The organism is Pseudomonas sp. S11P7 (assembly GCF_023195435.1).
GTDB classification, from domain to species: Bacteria; Pseudomonadota; Gammaproteobacteria; order Pseudomonadales; family Pseudomonadaceae; genus Aquipseudomonas; species Aquipseudomonas fluorescens_G.
On the sequence record NZ_JALPKS020000002.1, the window covers coordinates 3992443 to 4006932 of the forward strand.

At 59.1% G+C, this 14490-nt stretch carries 13 protein-coding genes and 1 pseudogene; 6 read left to right on the forward strand and 8 right to left on the reverse strand.

The genetic code is table 11. The annotated features are described in order from the left end of the window. Positions 1–44: 44 nt before the first annotated feature. Positions 45–1766 carry a bifunctional isocitrate dehydrogenase kinase/phosphatase gene (aceK, locus tag M0746_RS18325; RefSeq protein WP_258450138.1) on the reverse strand — a complete coding sequence of 574 codons (1722 nt, stop codon included), beginning with the start codon at positions 1764–1766 and terminating at the stop codon, positions 45–47. Between the two features lie 206 nt (positions 1767–1972). Between aceK and M0746_RS18330 the strand changes: the two are divergent. Further along, a pseudogene (locus M0746_RS18330) lies at positions 1973–2859 on the forward strand (DMT family transporter). A gap of 112 nt (positions 2860–2971) precedes the next feature. Here the strand turns inward: M0746_RS18330 and M0746_RS18335 are convergent. Continuing rightward, a complete protein-coding gene (locus M0746_RS18335; RefSeq protein WP_258450139.1) occupies positions 2972–3838 on the reverse strand; it encodes a DMT family transporter in 867 nt (288 codons plus the stop codon). A 440-nt stretch (positions 3839–4278) separates the two neighbouring features. Here M0746_RS18335 and M0746_RS18340 point away from each other — a divergent pair, with 440 nt between their 5' ends. Then, on the forward strand, positions 4279–4812 hold the full coding sequence (locus tag M0746_RS18340) for a hypothetical protein (RefSeq protein ID WP_258450140.1): 534 nt from the start codon (positions 4279–4281) through the stop codon (positions 4810–4812). 50 nt (positions 4813–4862) lie between these two features. Next, the gene (locus M0746_RS18345; RefSeq protein ID WP_258450141.1) at positions 4863–5039 is read left to right on the forward strand and encodes a hypothetical protein; all 177 of its coding nucleotides are present in this window, start codon (positions 4863–4865) and stop codon (positions 5037–5039) included. A gap of 47 nt (positions 5040–5086) precedes the next feature. Here M0746_RS18345 and M0746_RS18350 read toward each other — a convergent pair whose 3' ends face one another. Both M0746_RS18350 and cysK read right to left on the reverse strand, forming a co-directional pair. Then, positions 5087–6025 carry an aspartyl/asparaginyl beta-hydroxylase domain-containing protein gene (locus tag M0746_RS18350; RefSeq protein WP_208938326.1) on the reverse strand — a complete coding sequence of 313 codons (939 nt, stop codon included), beginning with the start codon at positions 6023–6025 and terminating at the stop codon, positions 5087–5089. Positions 6026–6206: 181 nt separating this feature from the next. After that, entirely contained in the window at positions 6207–7181 is a 975-nt protein-coding gene (cysK, locus tag M0746_RS18355) for a cysteine synthase A (protein WP_258450142.1), read from the reverse strand. Positions 7182–7322: 141 nt separating this feature from the next. On the opposite strand from cysK, the gene M0746_RS18360 reads away from it, so the two are divergent. The 3 genes from M0746_RS18360 (at position 7323) to M0746_RS18370 (ending at position 10611) form a co-directional block, all read left to right on the forward strand. Next, positions 7323–8399 carry a DUF748 domain-containing protein gene (locus M0746_RS18360; RefSeq protein WP_258450143.1) on the forward strand — a complete coding sequence of 359 codons (1077 nt, stop codon included), beginning with the start codon at positions 7323–7325 and terminating at the stop codon, positions 8397–8399. A 175-nt stretch (positions 8400–8574) separates the two neighbouring features. Further along, a complete protein-coding gene (locus M0746_RS18365; RefSeq protein WP_007911294.1) occupies positions 8575–9420 on the forward strand; it encodes an AAA family ATPase in 846 nt (281 codons plus the stop codon). Positions 9421–9432: 12 nt separating this feature from the next. Then, the gene (locus tag M0746_RS18370) at positions 9433–10611 is read left to right on the forward strand and encodes a vWA domain-containing protein (RefSeq protein WP_007956512.1); all 1179 of its coding nucleotides are present in this window, start codon (positions 9433–9435) and stop codon (positions 10609–10611) included. Between the two features lie 94 nt (positions 10612–10705). On the opposite strand, the gene M0746_RS18375 is transcribed toward M0746_RS18370, so the two are convergent. The 4 genes from M0746_RS18375 to M0746_RS18390 form a co-directional block, all read right to left on the reverse strand. Further along, positions 10706–11629 carry a 5-oxoprolinase subunit C family protein gene (locus tag M0746_RS18375; protein WP_258450144.1) on the reverse strand — a complete coding sequence of 308 codons (924 nt, stop codon included), beginning with the start codon at positions 11627–11629 and terminating at the stop codon, positions 10706–10708. Continuing rightward, the gene (locus M0746_RS18380) at positions 11626–12330 is read right to left on the reverse strand and encodes a 5-oxoprolinase subunit B family protein (protein WP_258450145.1); all 705 of its coding nucleotides are present in this window, start codon (positions 12328–12330) and stop codon (positions 11626–11628) included. Before M0746_RS18380 ends, M0746_RS18375 begins: the two co-directional genes overlap by 4 nt. Beyond that, a complete protein-coding gene (locus M0746_RS18385; RefSeq protein WP_258450146.1) occupies positions 12327–13079 on the reverse strand; it encodes a 5-oxoprolinase subunit PxpA in 753 nt (250 codons plus the stop codon). Before M0746_RS18385 ends, M0746_RS18380 begins: the two co-directional genes overlap by 4 nt. Positions 13080–13141: 62 nt before the next feature. Beyond that, positions 13142–14428: an MFS transporter gene (locus tag M0746_RS18390; protein WP_208938333.1), complete on the reverse strand. Its 1287-nt coding sequence runs from the start codon at positions 14426–14428 to the stop codon at positions 13142–13144. Positions 14429–14490: the final 62 nt, after the last annotated feature.

Below are 14490 nucleotides of genomic sequence, written 5' to 3' on the forward strand. Positions count from 1 at the left end.
CGTAGCGGCCTTTAGCTTGAAGCTTGAGCAGCTTGTAGCTGCCGTCATTCTTTATTGAGGCCCTTGCGTCGATACGGGAAGACGTCGATGACTTTCCCGGCGCGAATCGCCTCTTGCAAGCTTTTCCAGTAGTCGGCGTCGTACAACTCGCCATGCAACTGATCGAACAATTTGCGCTGCCCGGCATCGGCGAACAGAAACGGCGGAAACTCCTCGGGAAACACGTCCAGCGGCCCGATCGAATACCACGGTTCGGACGCCATTTCATCTTCCGGCGTGCGCGGCGCGGGGATATGGCGGAAGTTGGCTTCGGTCAGAAAACAGATTTCGTCGTAGTCATAAAACACCACCCGCCCGTGCCGGGTGACACCGAAGTTCTTCAGCAGCATGTCGCCGGGGAAGATGTTCGCCGCCGCCAGTTGCTTGATCGCCAGCCCATAATCTTCCAGCGCCTCGCGCACCTGAGCCTCGTTGGCGTTTTCCAGGTAGAGGTTGAGTGGAGTCATGCGCCGCTCGGTCCAGCAGTGGCGGATCAGCACCGTGTCGCCCTCCACCGAAACGGTCGAGGGCGCGACTTCGAGCAGTTCCTGCAGACACGCCGGCTCGAACTTGCTCAACGGAAAACGGAAGTCGGCGAATTCCTGGGTATCGGCCATGCGCCCTACCCGGTCGACACTTTTCACCAGTCGGTATTTTTCGATCACCGTGGCGCGGTCAACGTTTTTCGACGGTGAGAAACGGTCCTTGATGATTTTGAATACGGTGTTGAAACCCGGCAGGGTAAACACGCTCATGACCATGCCGCGCACGCCCGGCGCCATGATGAACTGATCGTCGGTGTTGGCGAGGTGATTGATCAGCGCCCGGTAAAACTCGGATTTGCCGTGTTTGTAGAAACCGATCGAGGTGTACAGCTCGGCAATGTGCTTGCCCGGCAAAATGCGCCGCAGAAACCCGATGAACTCCGCCGGCACCGGCACGTCGACCATGAAATACGAACGGGTGAACGAGAAGATGATCGACACATCGGCTTCGTCGGTGATCAACGCATCGATCTGAATGCCGCGCCCCTCGCGGTGCAGCAGCGGAATCACCAGCGGCCATTGCTCGTCGCGGGTGTAAATGCGCCCGACCAGATAAGCGCCCTTGTTGCGATAAAGCACCGAGGAAAACAGCTCGACCGCCAGTTCCGGGTCCTTGCAGACCCAGTCCGGCAGGTTCTCCCGCAGTTGGGCTTCGAGCCGGTTGAGGTCGCCGGGCAGATCGGCGTAATCCTCGCTGAAACGGAAGTCGGCGAAGATACTGGCGAGCATGCCCGACAGTTGGCCCTGCGGCTTGTAGGTCCGGGTCTGTGCGGCGCGGGCACGACGCAGGGTCGGCCGGGTGGTGTGGATGAACATGCAGCCATCGCTGATCAGGTCATGGCTGAACAGCCCACAGAAAATCGAGTTGTACCAGGTCTCGGACAGCTCATCGTCGAAGCGCAGGTCAATCACACTGATGTAGGCGCTTTTGACCAGTGGCCAGCAGCTGACATTCATCAGCATCTCTTCATCGAAATGCTCGCGCAGGCGCGCTACGGTTTCACCGACCTTTTCCTCGTAGAGGCTGATCCGCGCCGCCGAGGCGACCTGCGCCTCTTGCCAGCGGGCTTGCTCGAATCGCTCGCGGGCACCGTCGGTGATGCGCCGGAAGTGCTCGCGGTAATCGTCGAAGCCAGCGAGGATCATGCGGGCGATGTCGGTGGCTGGCCATTGCTGCGGCATAGGTGAAACCTCGGCGCGAATTCGGTTCGCTTGAGCTTAGTCACGGAAGGGCCCGCAGGAAAAGTGCAATTTCAGCCAAAACCGATACCGGGTTGCCCAACAAGCCTGGTAGTGCTGCGTAATGCGAAATTAAATGCCCGATTAGCGGTTGCCATGGCCAGGGCACTCGGCAACACTCTCGTCCCGATCAAGGAAGGAGACCCGCCGTGAGCCCTGTCGATATTTTCCGCATGTTGTCGCTGGCCGCTATCTGGGGCGCGAGTTTTCTGTTCATGCGCATCATTGCGCCGGTGATCGGCACGATCCCCACCGGTTTCTTTCGCGTGTCGATTGCCGCCGCCGGCTTGCTGGTGATCCTGGGGCTGATGCGCGTCAGCTGGGATTTCAAGGGCAAACTGAAAACCGTGATGCTGCTCGGCGTGATCAACTCGGGGATTCCAGCGACGCTGTACTCGGTGGCGGCGCAAGTATTGCCGGCGGGTTACTCAGCGATCTTCAATGCCACCACGCCGTTGATGGGCGTGCTGATCGGCGGTTTGTTCTTCAGTGAAAAACTCACCGCGGCGAAACTCGGCGGAGTGTTCCTCGGTTTGTTCGGCGTAGGCGTTCTGACCCGCGCCGGCCCGGTGGCATTTGACCTGCAATTGCTGATGGGCGCGGTCGCCTGTTTGCTCGCCACGACCTGCTATGGCTTTGCCGGATTTCTAGCACGGCGCTGGCTGGATCAGGCCGGCGGGCTGGACAGTCGTTTATCGGCGCTGGGCAGCATGCTCGGGGCAACATTGTTTCTGCTGCCGCTGTTCGGCTACAGCGTCATCACTGCACCGCCGGTGAGCTGGGGTGGATGGCACGTCTGGCTATCGCTGCTCGGTCTGGGCCTGGGTTGCACGGCGTTTGCCTACATCATTTATTTCCGCCTGCTCAGCTCGATCGGCCCGGTAAAGTCGATGACCGTGACCTTCATGATTCCGCCATTCGGGGTGTTGTGGGGGCATTGTTGCTGGATGAGCCGTTGTCGATGGCGCACGTGTATGGCGGGGTTTTGATTGCGCTGGCGTTGTGGCTGGTGTTGAAACCTGCGCGAGTGTCTTAACGCTAGATTGTGTTGCGGCTGATATTCGCGAGCAGGCTCGCTCCCACAGGGATGCATGTGCAATGTGGGAGCGAGCCTGCTCGCGAAGGCGATGGATCAATCAGCGCCTGTTCTACTGACCGCTTTTACGGAACACGAACCCCAAACCAACAACAATCAACAACATCCCCAGCACGCTCAACGCCGCCAGGCGATTGCCGAAAATCAGGTAATCCATCACCGCGGTCACCGCCGGTACCAGATAAAACAGGCTGGTGACGTTGACCAGATTGCCCCGTGCGATCAGGCGATACAGCAACAGCGTCGCCAGCACCGAAACCACCAGCCCCATCCACAACACCGGAACGACGAAACCCGCGCTGTGTTCAAATTGGAACGGCTGGAACGGCACGAATATCCCGCACAGCAACAGCCCGGCCAGATACTGCACCGGCAGTGTGCCGAGCGGATTTTCAGTGATGCGCTTCTGCATGATCGAACCCAGGGTCATGCTTGCCAGCGCCAGGAGACCAAACAGCATGCCAACCCATGACATCCCGGCCAATCCGATCCCCTGATACACCACCATGATCAGCCCGGCCAACCCCAGCGCCAGTCCGAACATCCGACGGGTCGAGCGCTGCCGTTCCATCAGCACCACGGTGAGAATCGGTTGCACGCCCATGATGGTCGCCATCACCCCCGGGGTGACTTTGCTGTTCAAGGCCAACAGATAAAAGATCTGGTACGCCCCCAACAGCACCACACCGGTAGCGATCGCGAACAGCATCGGCTTGCCGCCCTTGGGCAACTTGAGCTTGAGCAGCGGCGCCAGCAGCACCAGCCCGCACAAGGCAATCGCAAAGCGGATCAGCAAAAAGGCGAACGGTGAAGCGTGGGCCAATCCCCACTTGGAGAAGATAGCCCCGCTGCTCCACAGCAGAACGAACAGGCTCGTGGACGCCGCCGCGAGCGCGGATTGTTTCGAAAGGACAAACATGAATACCACCTGTAGTCAGGCACAAAGCCAATTCAGCCGAAGCTGAAATTCAGTAGGTTTTTCTGGCGGGCGCAGGGGTCAGCAGAAACTGCTGATCAGCCCGAAACGCCAACGCCCGGCGGTGCTACGACTGCGCGCACCGGCGTGCTACTGACAGGTGGGGGTAATGACTGATCTGCACAGGCTGCTGATTCCCGCACGGCACGAAGCCAGCGTTGACCGCTGGATCGACTACCGCGTTGATGTGGGATGCAGGCATTGAGCAGATCTCTTTGGGAGGAACGTGAACCGCCTGATTCACGAGCGCCGACTATAACCAGCCCGGGACACAGATTGCAATGACTTGGGCAAAGGGCCGCCAGCGACAGCGCGGTGCCGGGGAATTAGGGTGATTGGCGGTGGCAACGGATTGTCAGGAGACAGGGAATGCAAGAGATCACATGCCAAGGGAACGGACGTATTTGCGGTATCAGTTGTATCGGTCAGAGGCCAGGAAACGAGCTGCAGCTACATTTGCGACGCTGCAGCGCGAATTGGAGGAGCACGGTATTGTTGGCGTCGATCATTCCAGGGTTCGCTTCGAAGCTATTGATGCGTCCGCCATGGATGCTTATGAGGAATGGCTTGATCCGCATTTCTGCTGGGAGGAAATTATCCGATGGAAAGCCAAAGAGCCAATGAGCTTCGATCTGGCAATCTGGTTCGATCGTGAACTGTGCGGGCTTTGCTTTGCCAATCCAAACCAAAGCCGCCTGCGCGTCAAGATTGTACGGCTTGAAGGGCAGCCGGCAAACGATCACCCCCTCAAGAGCCGTATAGCGACTCTTGCCCTGACTGCCGTCACCCACTTCGCACTGATCATCGGCAGCCAGCAAATCGAAATCCAGGAGCCTCTTGCGGGAGCTATACCGCTATACCGGCAACTAGGGTTCGAGTTTGATTCTGAGGGACGTCTTGTGAAGCATATTGACTGAGCCTAGTATCTGAGCAACTGCTCATTTACTGATCAACGTCGGAGGGGGCCATGAAAGCAGTCGTTGAAAAGAAAACATTAGGTTCGACATCCAGAAAGACGAGGAAAAAGCAGCTTTCCAACGAGTTGTCTGAAAGTGAGATGAATCGGATCAGAAAGGCGCTCGCCGACCCAGCCGTTGAAGAGCCAAGCGGCGTACTGGCCGGTGCGTCCTTTTCCTTCCGCTAATAAAAAACCGCTCCAAAAGAGCGGTTTTTTTATTGCTTGATCCAACCTCAACCAAACAGCCAATACCCCAACAACGTCAGCACAACCACCGCCAGCACCGGGCGCATCACGCGATAGGCCTTGGGATGACGGCGCTTCCATTGCTTGACCACGCCGCTGAACCTGTCGCTGAAATTCTTGCTCCAGGCATACGCCTGGTTGATCCCGCCGACGCGTTCGTCGTCAAGGTTCTGCGGTGCGGTGGCACGGCCGAGCCAGCCGCTGATGAAGCGGTTGATGCGGGTCATCAGGCGGTTGCTCAAAGGGCGCTCGATGTCGCAGAACAGGATCACGCGGGTCTGCTCGGTTTCGTTCTTGACCCAGTGCACATAGGTCTCGTCGAACATCACGTCTTCACCGTCACGCCAGGCGTAGACCTGACCGTCGACGAAGATCCGGCAATCGTCGGAGTTCGGCGTCGACAGGCCCAAGTGGTAACGCAGCGAGCCGGCGAACGGGTCGCGATGCGGATTGAGGTGGCTGCCGCCTGGCAGCAGCGCGAACATCGCGCCTTTGACGTTGGGAATAGCACTGACCAGCGCCACGGTTTTCGGGCACAGGGTTTCGGCCGATGGCAGCGGCTTGTCGTACCACTTGAGGTAGAAACGCTTCCAGCCCTTCTTGAAGAACGAACCGAAACCGGCGTCGTTGTTCTTCTCCGCAGCGCGAATATAGCCTTCGTCGAACAGGTGCATCGCTTCGTCGCGAATGGTTTCCCAGTTATCGCGCAATACATCCAGTTCCGGGAATTTGCTGCGATCCAGATACGGTTTGGACGGCACGCCGGAGAACAGGTACATCAAGGCGTTATAAGGAGCGAACAGCGCCGAGTGGTTGACGAACTGACGCAATACCGGCAAACGCGCCTTGCCGCGCAAATGCACATAGAGCGTGCTGCCCAAAAACAGCAACAGCACAAACGCCTTGGCGGCAAACGAAACGGTCATCAACAACTCCTTGAATAAAGACAACGCTGCGCATGCCTTTTACCCGGCATGGCAGCCGGCCATGATAAACACTACCGGCGCCGGGAAAAACCCGCCTGACAAGATTCAGTGTCAAGCGGTTCGCAACAAAGCATTTATTAGCACAGGGCGCCTGAACCCTGGCTGACCTGCATCAATGTGCTTACTGCTGGTTCTCCTGCTCGGTGAACAAATCGCTGAACAGCATGCTCGACAGATACCGCTCGCCGGAGTCCGGCAGCACCACGACAATGGTCTTGCCCTGCATTTCCGGCGTTTCGGCCAGACGCACGGCAACGGCCATCGCCGCACCGCAGGAAATCCCGCAGAGAATCCCCTCTTCCTGCATCAGGCGCAACGCCATGGACTTGGACTCTTCGTCGGTCACCTGCTCAACCCGGTCGACCATCGACAGATCAAGGTTCTTTGGCACGAAACCGGCGCCGATCCCCTGAATCTTGTGCGGGCTCGGTTTGATCTCCTGACCGGCCAGGGCCTGAGTAATCACGGGCGATGACGTCGGCTCCACGGCCACCGAGAGAATCGGTTTGCCAGCGGTGTTCTTGATATACCGCGAAACGCCGGTAATGGTTCCGCCGGTACCGACACCCGCTACCAGTACATCTACTGCGCCGTCGGTGTCGTTCCAGATTTCCGGGCCGGTGGTCTTCTCATGGATCGCCGGGTTCGCTGGGTTATCGAATTGCGCCGGCATGAAGTATTTGTCGGCATTGCTGGCGACGATCTCGGCCGCTTTTTCGATAGCGCCTTTCATGCCTTTGGCCGGCTCGGTCAGGACCAGCTCTGCGCCCAGCGCCTTGAGCACCTTGCGCCGCTCGATGCTCATTGAGGCCGGCATGGTCAGCATCAATTTGTAACCACGGGCAGCCGCAACGAAGGCCAGGCCGATACCGGTATTGCCCGATGTCGGCTCGACGATGGTCATGCCCGGCTTGAGTTTGCCGCTGCTTTCAGCGTCCCAGATCATGTTGGCGCCGATCCGGCATTTCACCGAATAACCGGGGTTGCGCCCCTCGATCTTGGCCAGAATGGTCACGCCGCGCGGTGCGATGCGATTGATCTGCACCAGCGGTGTGTTACCGATGGAATGGGCGTTGTCAGCAAAAATACGGCTCATTGGCTGGGTCCTTGTGCAGCATTGAATTCAGCCTTCCACGGTAAGCCTGTTGCCCATCACAGTCCAGTCGGGTCGAACGTCTGCGAACGCCAAGAGTCAATCGCAAAGAATCCTCAAGGACCTTATTCAGGAAGCCTCGTCATGAAGCGTCGTTACAGCTGGCCGCTCTGGACCCTCGCAGGCGTCGTCGTGCTGCTGCTGGCCTTGCACATCGCCCTGCCCTATCTGGTGCGCGACTACCTCAATGACAAACTCGCCGACATGGGCGATTACCGCGGTCAGATCACCGATGTCGACCTCGCCCTGTGGCGCGGCGCCTACAAGATCAACGGCCTGAAAATCGTCAAGGTCGACGGCAAGGTACCGGTGCCGTTCGTCGACGCGCCGTTAATCGACCTGTCGGTGAGCTGGCACTCGCTGTGGTACGACCATGCGGTGGTGGCGCAGGTGCAATTTCTCAACCCGGAAATCAACTTTGTCGATGGCGGTGCCAACAAGCAGAACTCCCAGACCGGTCAAGGCACCGACTGGCGCGAGCAACTGGGCAAACTGCTGCCGATCACCCTCGACGAAGTGCAGATCAACGATGGCCGCATCACCTTCCGCAACTTCAACTCCAAGCCGCCAGTGAACATGAATGCGAGCAAGGTCAACGCGAGCATTTACAACCTGACCAACGTCGTCGACAAGGAAGGCAAGCGCGATGCTCTTTTCGAAGGCAAGGCGCTGCTGTTGGGTCATGCCCCCGTCGAAGTGACCGCTACTTTCGATCCGCTGAGCGACTTCGAAGATTTCGAATTCCGCCTGCGGGCGCGCGATATCGAGCTCAAACGCATGAATGATTTCGCCGCAGCGTATGGGAAATTCGACTTCAACGCCGGCCACGGCGATGTGGTCATCGAAGCCAAGGCAGACAATGCAAGGCTCACCGGCTACATCAAACCGCTGCTGCGCGACGTTGACGTGTTCAACTGGCAGCAGGACGTGGAAAACAAGAACAAGGGCATTTTCCGCTCGATCTGGGAGGCGCTGGTCGGCGGCACCGAAACCGTGTTGAAAAACCAGAACAAAAACCAGTTCGCCACCCGTGTCGAACTCAGCGGCAATGTCCACCAGCAAGATATCAACGCGTTCGAAGCGTTTTTGCAGATCTTGCGCAACGGCTTCATTCAGGCCTTCAACGCCCGTTATGAGCGGCCGAAGCCGGACGAGGGTTAGGATCGCTAAGGCACTGGCCATCAGCCGAAACTGAGTCAACATGTGACGCCCCATTCAGAGACTGAATACGCCGTCTGCGTTCACAGTCGCCCGGGCTGCGCGTTATAGTCGGGCATCCGATTATTTCGCCCCCGCCCTGCCCGTCAGGTCGGCGTTAACGTTCGAGGATTAGCAGATGAAGTTCGAAGGCACCCAGGCCTACGTCGCCACCGATGACCTGAAGCTGGCGGTCAACGCCGCCATCACCCTGGAGCGGCCACTGCTGGTCAAGGGCGAGCCGGGCACCGGCAAGACCATGCTCGCCGAGCAACTGGCCGAGTCGTTTGGCGCGAAGTTGATCACCTGGCACATCAAGTCCACCACCAAGGCCCATCAGGGCCTGTATGAATACGATGCGGTCAGCCGCCTGCGTGATTCGCAACTGGGCAATGAAAAAGTTCACGATGTGCGCAACTACTTGAAGAAGGGCAAGCTCTGGGAAGCGTTCGAATCCGAAGAACGCGTGATTCTGCTGATCGACGAAATCGACAAGGCCGACATCGAGTTCCCGAACGACCTGCTGCAAGAACTCGACAAGATGGAGTTCTACGTTTACGAAATCGACGAAACCATCAAGGCGAAAAAACGCCCGATCATCATCATTACCTCCAACAACGAGAAAGAGCTGCCGGACGCCTTCCTGCGCCGCTGCTTCTTCCACTACATCGCCTTCCCCGACCGCACCACCCTGCAGAAGATCGTCGATGTGCACTACCCGGACATCAAGAAAGATCTGGTCAGCGAAGCGCTGGATGTCTTTTTCGACGTGCGCAAAGTGCCCGGCCTGAAGAAGAAGCCATCCACGTCGGAACTGGTCGACTGGCTGAAACTGCTGATGGCCGACAACATTGGCGAAGCGGTGCTGCGCGAGCGCGATCCGACCAAAGCCATTCCGCCGCTGGCAGGCGCACTGGTGAAGAACGAACAGGACGTGCAACTGCTTGAGCGTCTGGCGTTCATGAGCCGGCGCGGCACCCGCTAAGAGGCTGCTGCCATGTTGCTCAACCTGTTCAATGAAATGCGTGCAGCGAAAGTGCCGGTGTCGGTGCGTGAACTGCTCGACCTGATCAACGCGCTGAAACAGCGCGTAACCTTCGCCGACATGGACGAGTTCTATTACTTGTCGCGAGCGATTCTGGTCAAGGACGAACGCCATTTCGACAAGTTTGACCGGGCCTTCGGTGCCTACTTCAATGGTCTGGAAAAACTCGACGATCATTTGCAGGCGCTGATTCCCGAAGACTGGCTGCGCAAGGAGTTCGAGCGTTCGCTGACCGACGAGGAGCGTGCGCAGATCCAGTCCCTTGGTGGCCTGGACAAACTGATCGAGGAATTCAAAAAGCGTCTCGAAGAACAAAAGGAACGCCACGCCGGCGGCAACAAATGGATCGGCACAGGCGGTACCAGCCCGTTCGGCTCCGGCGGCTTCAATCCGGAAGGTATTCGGGTTGGCGATGCCGGCAAACGCCAGGGCAAAGCGGTGAAAGTCTGGGATCAGCGCGAATACAAGAACCTCGATGATTCGGTGGAATTGGGCACGCGCAACATCAAGGTCGCCCTGCGCCGCTTACGCAAGTTTGCTCGCCAGGGGGCAGCGGAAGAACTCGACATCGATGGCACCATCGACCACACCGCCAAGGATGCCGGCCTGCTGAACATCCAGATGCGCCCGGAGCGGCGCAATACAGTGAAACTGTTGCTGCTGTTCGATATCGGCGGCTCGATGGACGCCCATGTAAAGATCTGCGAGGAACTGTTCTCGGCCTGCAAGACCGAGTTCAAGCATCTGGAGTATTTCTACTTCCACAACTTCATTTATGAATCGGTGTGGAAGAACAACATGCGCCGCACTTCCGAGCGCACCTCGACCCAGGACCTGCTGCACAAGTACGGCGCCGACTACAAAGTGATCTTTATCGGTGACGCCGCCATGGCGCCTTATGAAATCACTCAGGCCGGTGGCAGCGTCGAGCACTGGAACGAAGAGCCGGGCTATGTCTGGATGCAGCGTTTCATGGAGAAGTACAAGAAACTCATCTGGATCAACCCGTATCCGAAAGATACCTGGGGCTATACCTCCTCAACCAATATCGTGCGCGATCTCATCGAGGACCAGATGTATCCGCTGACATTGCGCGGTCTGGAAGAAGGCATGCGGTTTTTGTCGAAATAATCTGCTGCGTCTGGGCGGACGTTATCGCGAGCAGGCTCACTCCTACATTTGAAATGTTTTCCCCCTGTAGGAGTGAGCCTGCTCGCGATGCTCTTCAGCGATTCAGCAATCGATGCAAATAGTCGACATGCTCACGATGCGCGACTTCCTGAACTACGGGTCGCAACCTTAATTGCTCGCCCGGCAGTCGTTGCGCCAACCGCGCCAGCGCCAGCGGCGTCAACGCTCCCAAACGCGGATAACCGCCGATCGTCTGCCGGTCGTTAAGCAAAACGATCGGCTGCCCGTCCGGCGGCACCTGCACCGCCCCCAGCGGAATGCCCTCGGAAATCATCGGCAAGCCCTGATACGCCAGGGTCTTGCCGAGCAAACGAATGCCCATGCGATCGGCGCGGCTGTCCAGAGTCCAGGCCGTGTTGAACACATCGAACAGACTCTGCCCGCTGAACTGGCCGATCTGTCCGCCGAGCACCAGATCCAGCGGTTCATTTGAGCGAAGGTCAGGTTGATGCTGGCGGGGCAGTTCACGCATTTGCCCGGGGTGCCCGTCATAGTTGAGCGTCGCCCCCTTGGCCAGCGGCCTTCCCATGCCATCGAGACCGCCGAGTTCTTCACGCACCACGGTCGCAGAGCTGCCCAGCACCTGCGGCGCCGCAAATCCGCCGGGCGCCGCCAGATAAGCCCGGGCACCGAGCAACGGTTGCGTGAGTTGCAACGTCTGCCCTTTGGCCAACTTGAAACTTCGCCACGGCGCCAGTGGCTGGCCGTCGATCTGCGCGCCAAGATCCGCGCCCGCCAATGCCAGGCAACATGCTTCTTCAGCCACTAGCGCAAAGCCGCCGAGGGTGATTTCGATCACCGTGGCATCCAGCGCATTGCCGAGGAGCCAGTTGGCCCAGCTCATCGAACAACCATCCGCCGCGCCGCCCTGTGTCACGCCCAGATGCCGCACGCCAAAGCGCCCGGCGTCCTGCAACAGACACAGCGGCGTGCTCGCGGTAATCGTCAATCGGCTCATGCCTGTGCCTCCAGCGGCGTGTCGTCCCCGCCCAGGTTGATGAATTCGGCATGGCTGACCGCTTCAAAGCGCACCGTGTCGCCGGGTTGCATCAGGCTGTAGCCATCGCGATGACGGTCGAAGAGTTTTGCCGGCGTACGCCCGATCAGGTTCCAGCCACCGGGAGATACCACCGGATAGGCGGCGGTCTGGCGCTCGGCGATGCCGACGCTGCCGGCCGCGACTTTCTTGCGCGGGGTGTTCAAACGCGGCGCGGCGAGCATTTCTTCAACCAGCCCCATAAAAGCAAACCCCGGCGCAAAGCCGAGGGCGAAGACCTGATACTCCCGGGCGCTGTGGCGGCGGATCACCTCTTCCACCGCCAGCCCACTGCGCTCGGCAAGCAGACCCAGTTCCGGGCCGACGCTCAAGTCATACCAGACCGGCAGCACATGGCACTGGCCGGCGGCGCGCGCATTCGGCGCCAGGTCGACCAGCGCCTCGGCGATCAACTCCCGCGCGTTCGCCGGACTCAATGCGCTCAGGTCGTAATGCACCATCAACGTCGTATACGACGGCACCAGATCGATCAGGTGCCCGGCAAAGACTGCGCGCAAACGTTCGCTGGCGGCGAGCATCCACGGCATGTTGGTTTCGGCGATTTCATCGAACAGACGCAGCATCAGGCAATCCAGTGCGACCACTTCAACCCTGGGATTCATGGCGCACTCAGCTGATTCAAGGCTTCACGGATGCGCTGGACGGCGGCCACCGAACTGGCGTTGTCACCGTGTACGCAAAGGGTATTGGCGTGCAGGCGCAAGGCGCTGCCGTCGCTGGCCGTGAGGTCGTCGCCACGGGCGATGGTCAGGGCTTGCGCTACGATGGTTTCGCCATCGTGATGGACCGCGCCGGGCAGTTGTCGCGAGACCAGCCGGCCGGCGCTGTCGTAGGCACGATCGGCAAAAGCTTCGAACCACAGGGTCACGCCGTACTCATCGCCGATCTGCTGCGCCGCGGCGTTGTCACGCGTGGCCATCAGCATCAACGGCAGACTGCGGTCGTAGGCCTCAATCGCCTGGATGACCGCGCGCAACTGCGCCGGGTTGGCCATCATGTCGTTGTACATCGCGCCATGAGGCTTGACGTAACTGACCCGCGCGCCCTGCGCTTTGCATATGCCGTCGAGCGCGCCGATCTGGTAATGCAGGATGTCCTGCAACTCTTGTGCGGAATAGGCCATGGAGCGCCGGCCGAAACCGACCAGATCCTGATACGCCGGATGCGCGCCAATCTGCACGCCATGGCGCAAGGCCAGGCTGACCGTTTTGCGCATGATGCCCGGATCGCCGGCATGAAAACCGCAGGCGACGTTGGCGCAGTCGATGAAAGGCATGACCTCGGCGTCCAGACCCATGGTCCAGCTGCCGAAGCTCTCGCCAATGTCGCAATTCAAAAGCAGGCGGCTCACGTTGAACACTCCTGTAGGTGCTGATATTTTTATCTGTAGGACTTTGCCTGGCAGGTTATCAGTTACTGTGCGTCGAGTTGCTTGCCACGGGTTTCCGGCAGGCTCAGCGCCGCGAGGATCACCACGCCATACGACACCGCAGCGAACGCACCAATACCTACGCTCAACGGCACTTTCTGGCTAAGCAGGCCGATCAACAGCGGAAACAGTGCCGCCAGTGCGCGACCAATGTTGTAGCAGAAGCCCTGCCCCGAACCGCGAATCCGTGTGGGAAACAGCTCAGTGAGAAACGCGCCCATGCCGCTGAAAATCCCCGAAGCGAAAAAACCCAGCGGGAACCCCAGCCACAACATCACGCCATTGCTCACCGGCATCTGCGTATAAAGCAGAACGATCGTGAACGAACCGACCGCAAACAGGATGAAGTTCTTCTTGCGCCCCAGCAGGTCAGTCAAATAGGCGCTGATCACATAGCCGACGTAAGAGCCGACAATCACCATCGCCAGATAACCACCAGTACCCAACACGCTCAAGCCGCGCTCGTTTTTCAAAAAGGTCGGCAGCCAGGAGGTAATCGCGTAGTAACCGCCGAGGGCGCCGGTGGTCAGCAACGAAGCGCGGAACGTGGTGAACAGCATGCCCGGGGCGAAAATCTCATAGAACTTCGCTGGGTTTTCCGGCGTTTGCGCCGCTTTGGCCTCGCGATAGATCTCTGGATCCTTGACCAGTCGGCGCACAAAAATCACGAAAATCGCCGGTACGATGCCGAGGATGAACAGTGCGCGCCAGGCGTCTTCCGGTGGCAACAGTGAAAAAAGCACGGCATAGAGAATCGCCGTCAGGCCCCAGCCCAACGCCCAACCGGACTGGACCATGCCGACCGCTTTGCCGCGGTCCCTGGCGCGAATCACCTCGCCGATCAGCACCGCACCGGCTGTCCATTCGCCGCCGAAACCGAAGCCCATCAAGGTGCGGGCGATCAGCAACTGTTGGTAGTTTTGCGCGAAGCCGCAGAGAAAAGTGAAGAAGGCGAACCACAGCACCGTCAGTTGCAAGGTGCGCACGCGACCGATGCGGTCAGAGAGAATACCGGCGACCCAGCCGCCAATCGCCGAGGCGATCAAGGTGCTGGTGTGAATCAGCCCCGCCTCGCCCGTGGTGATGCCCCACATGGCGATCAGGGTTGGCACGACGAAGCTGAGCATCTGCGTGTCCATGCCATCGAGGCCGTAACCGATCTTGCAACTCCAGAACGTACGACGCTCCTGCTGATTGATATTGCGGTACCAGTCGAACGGCCCCGGACGCGTCGCCGGCTTGGCCAAAGGGAGGGTGTCGGGAGCACTCATGGCAAATCTCCGCAGGTTTTTATTGGTCTTGTTCGAAGCTCCGACGACGCCTATCGTGGGAA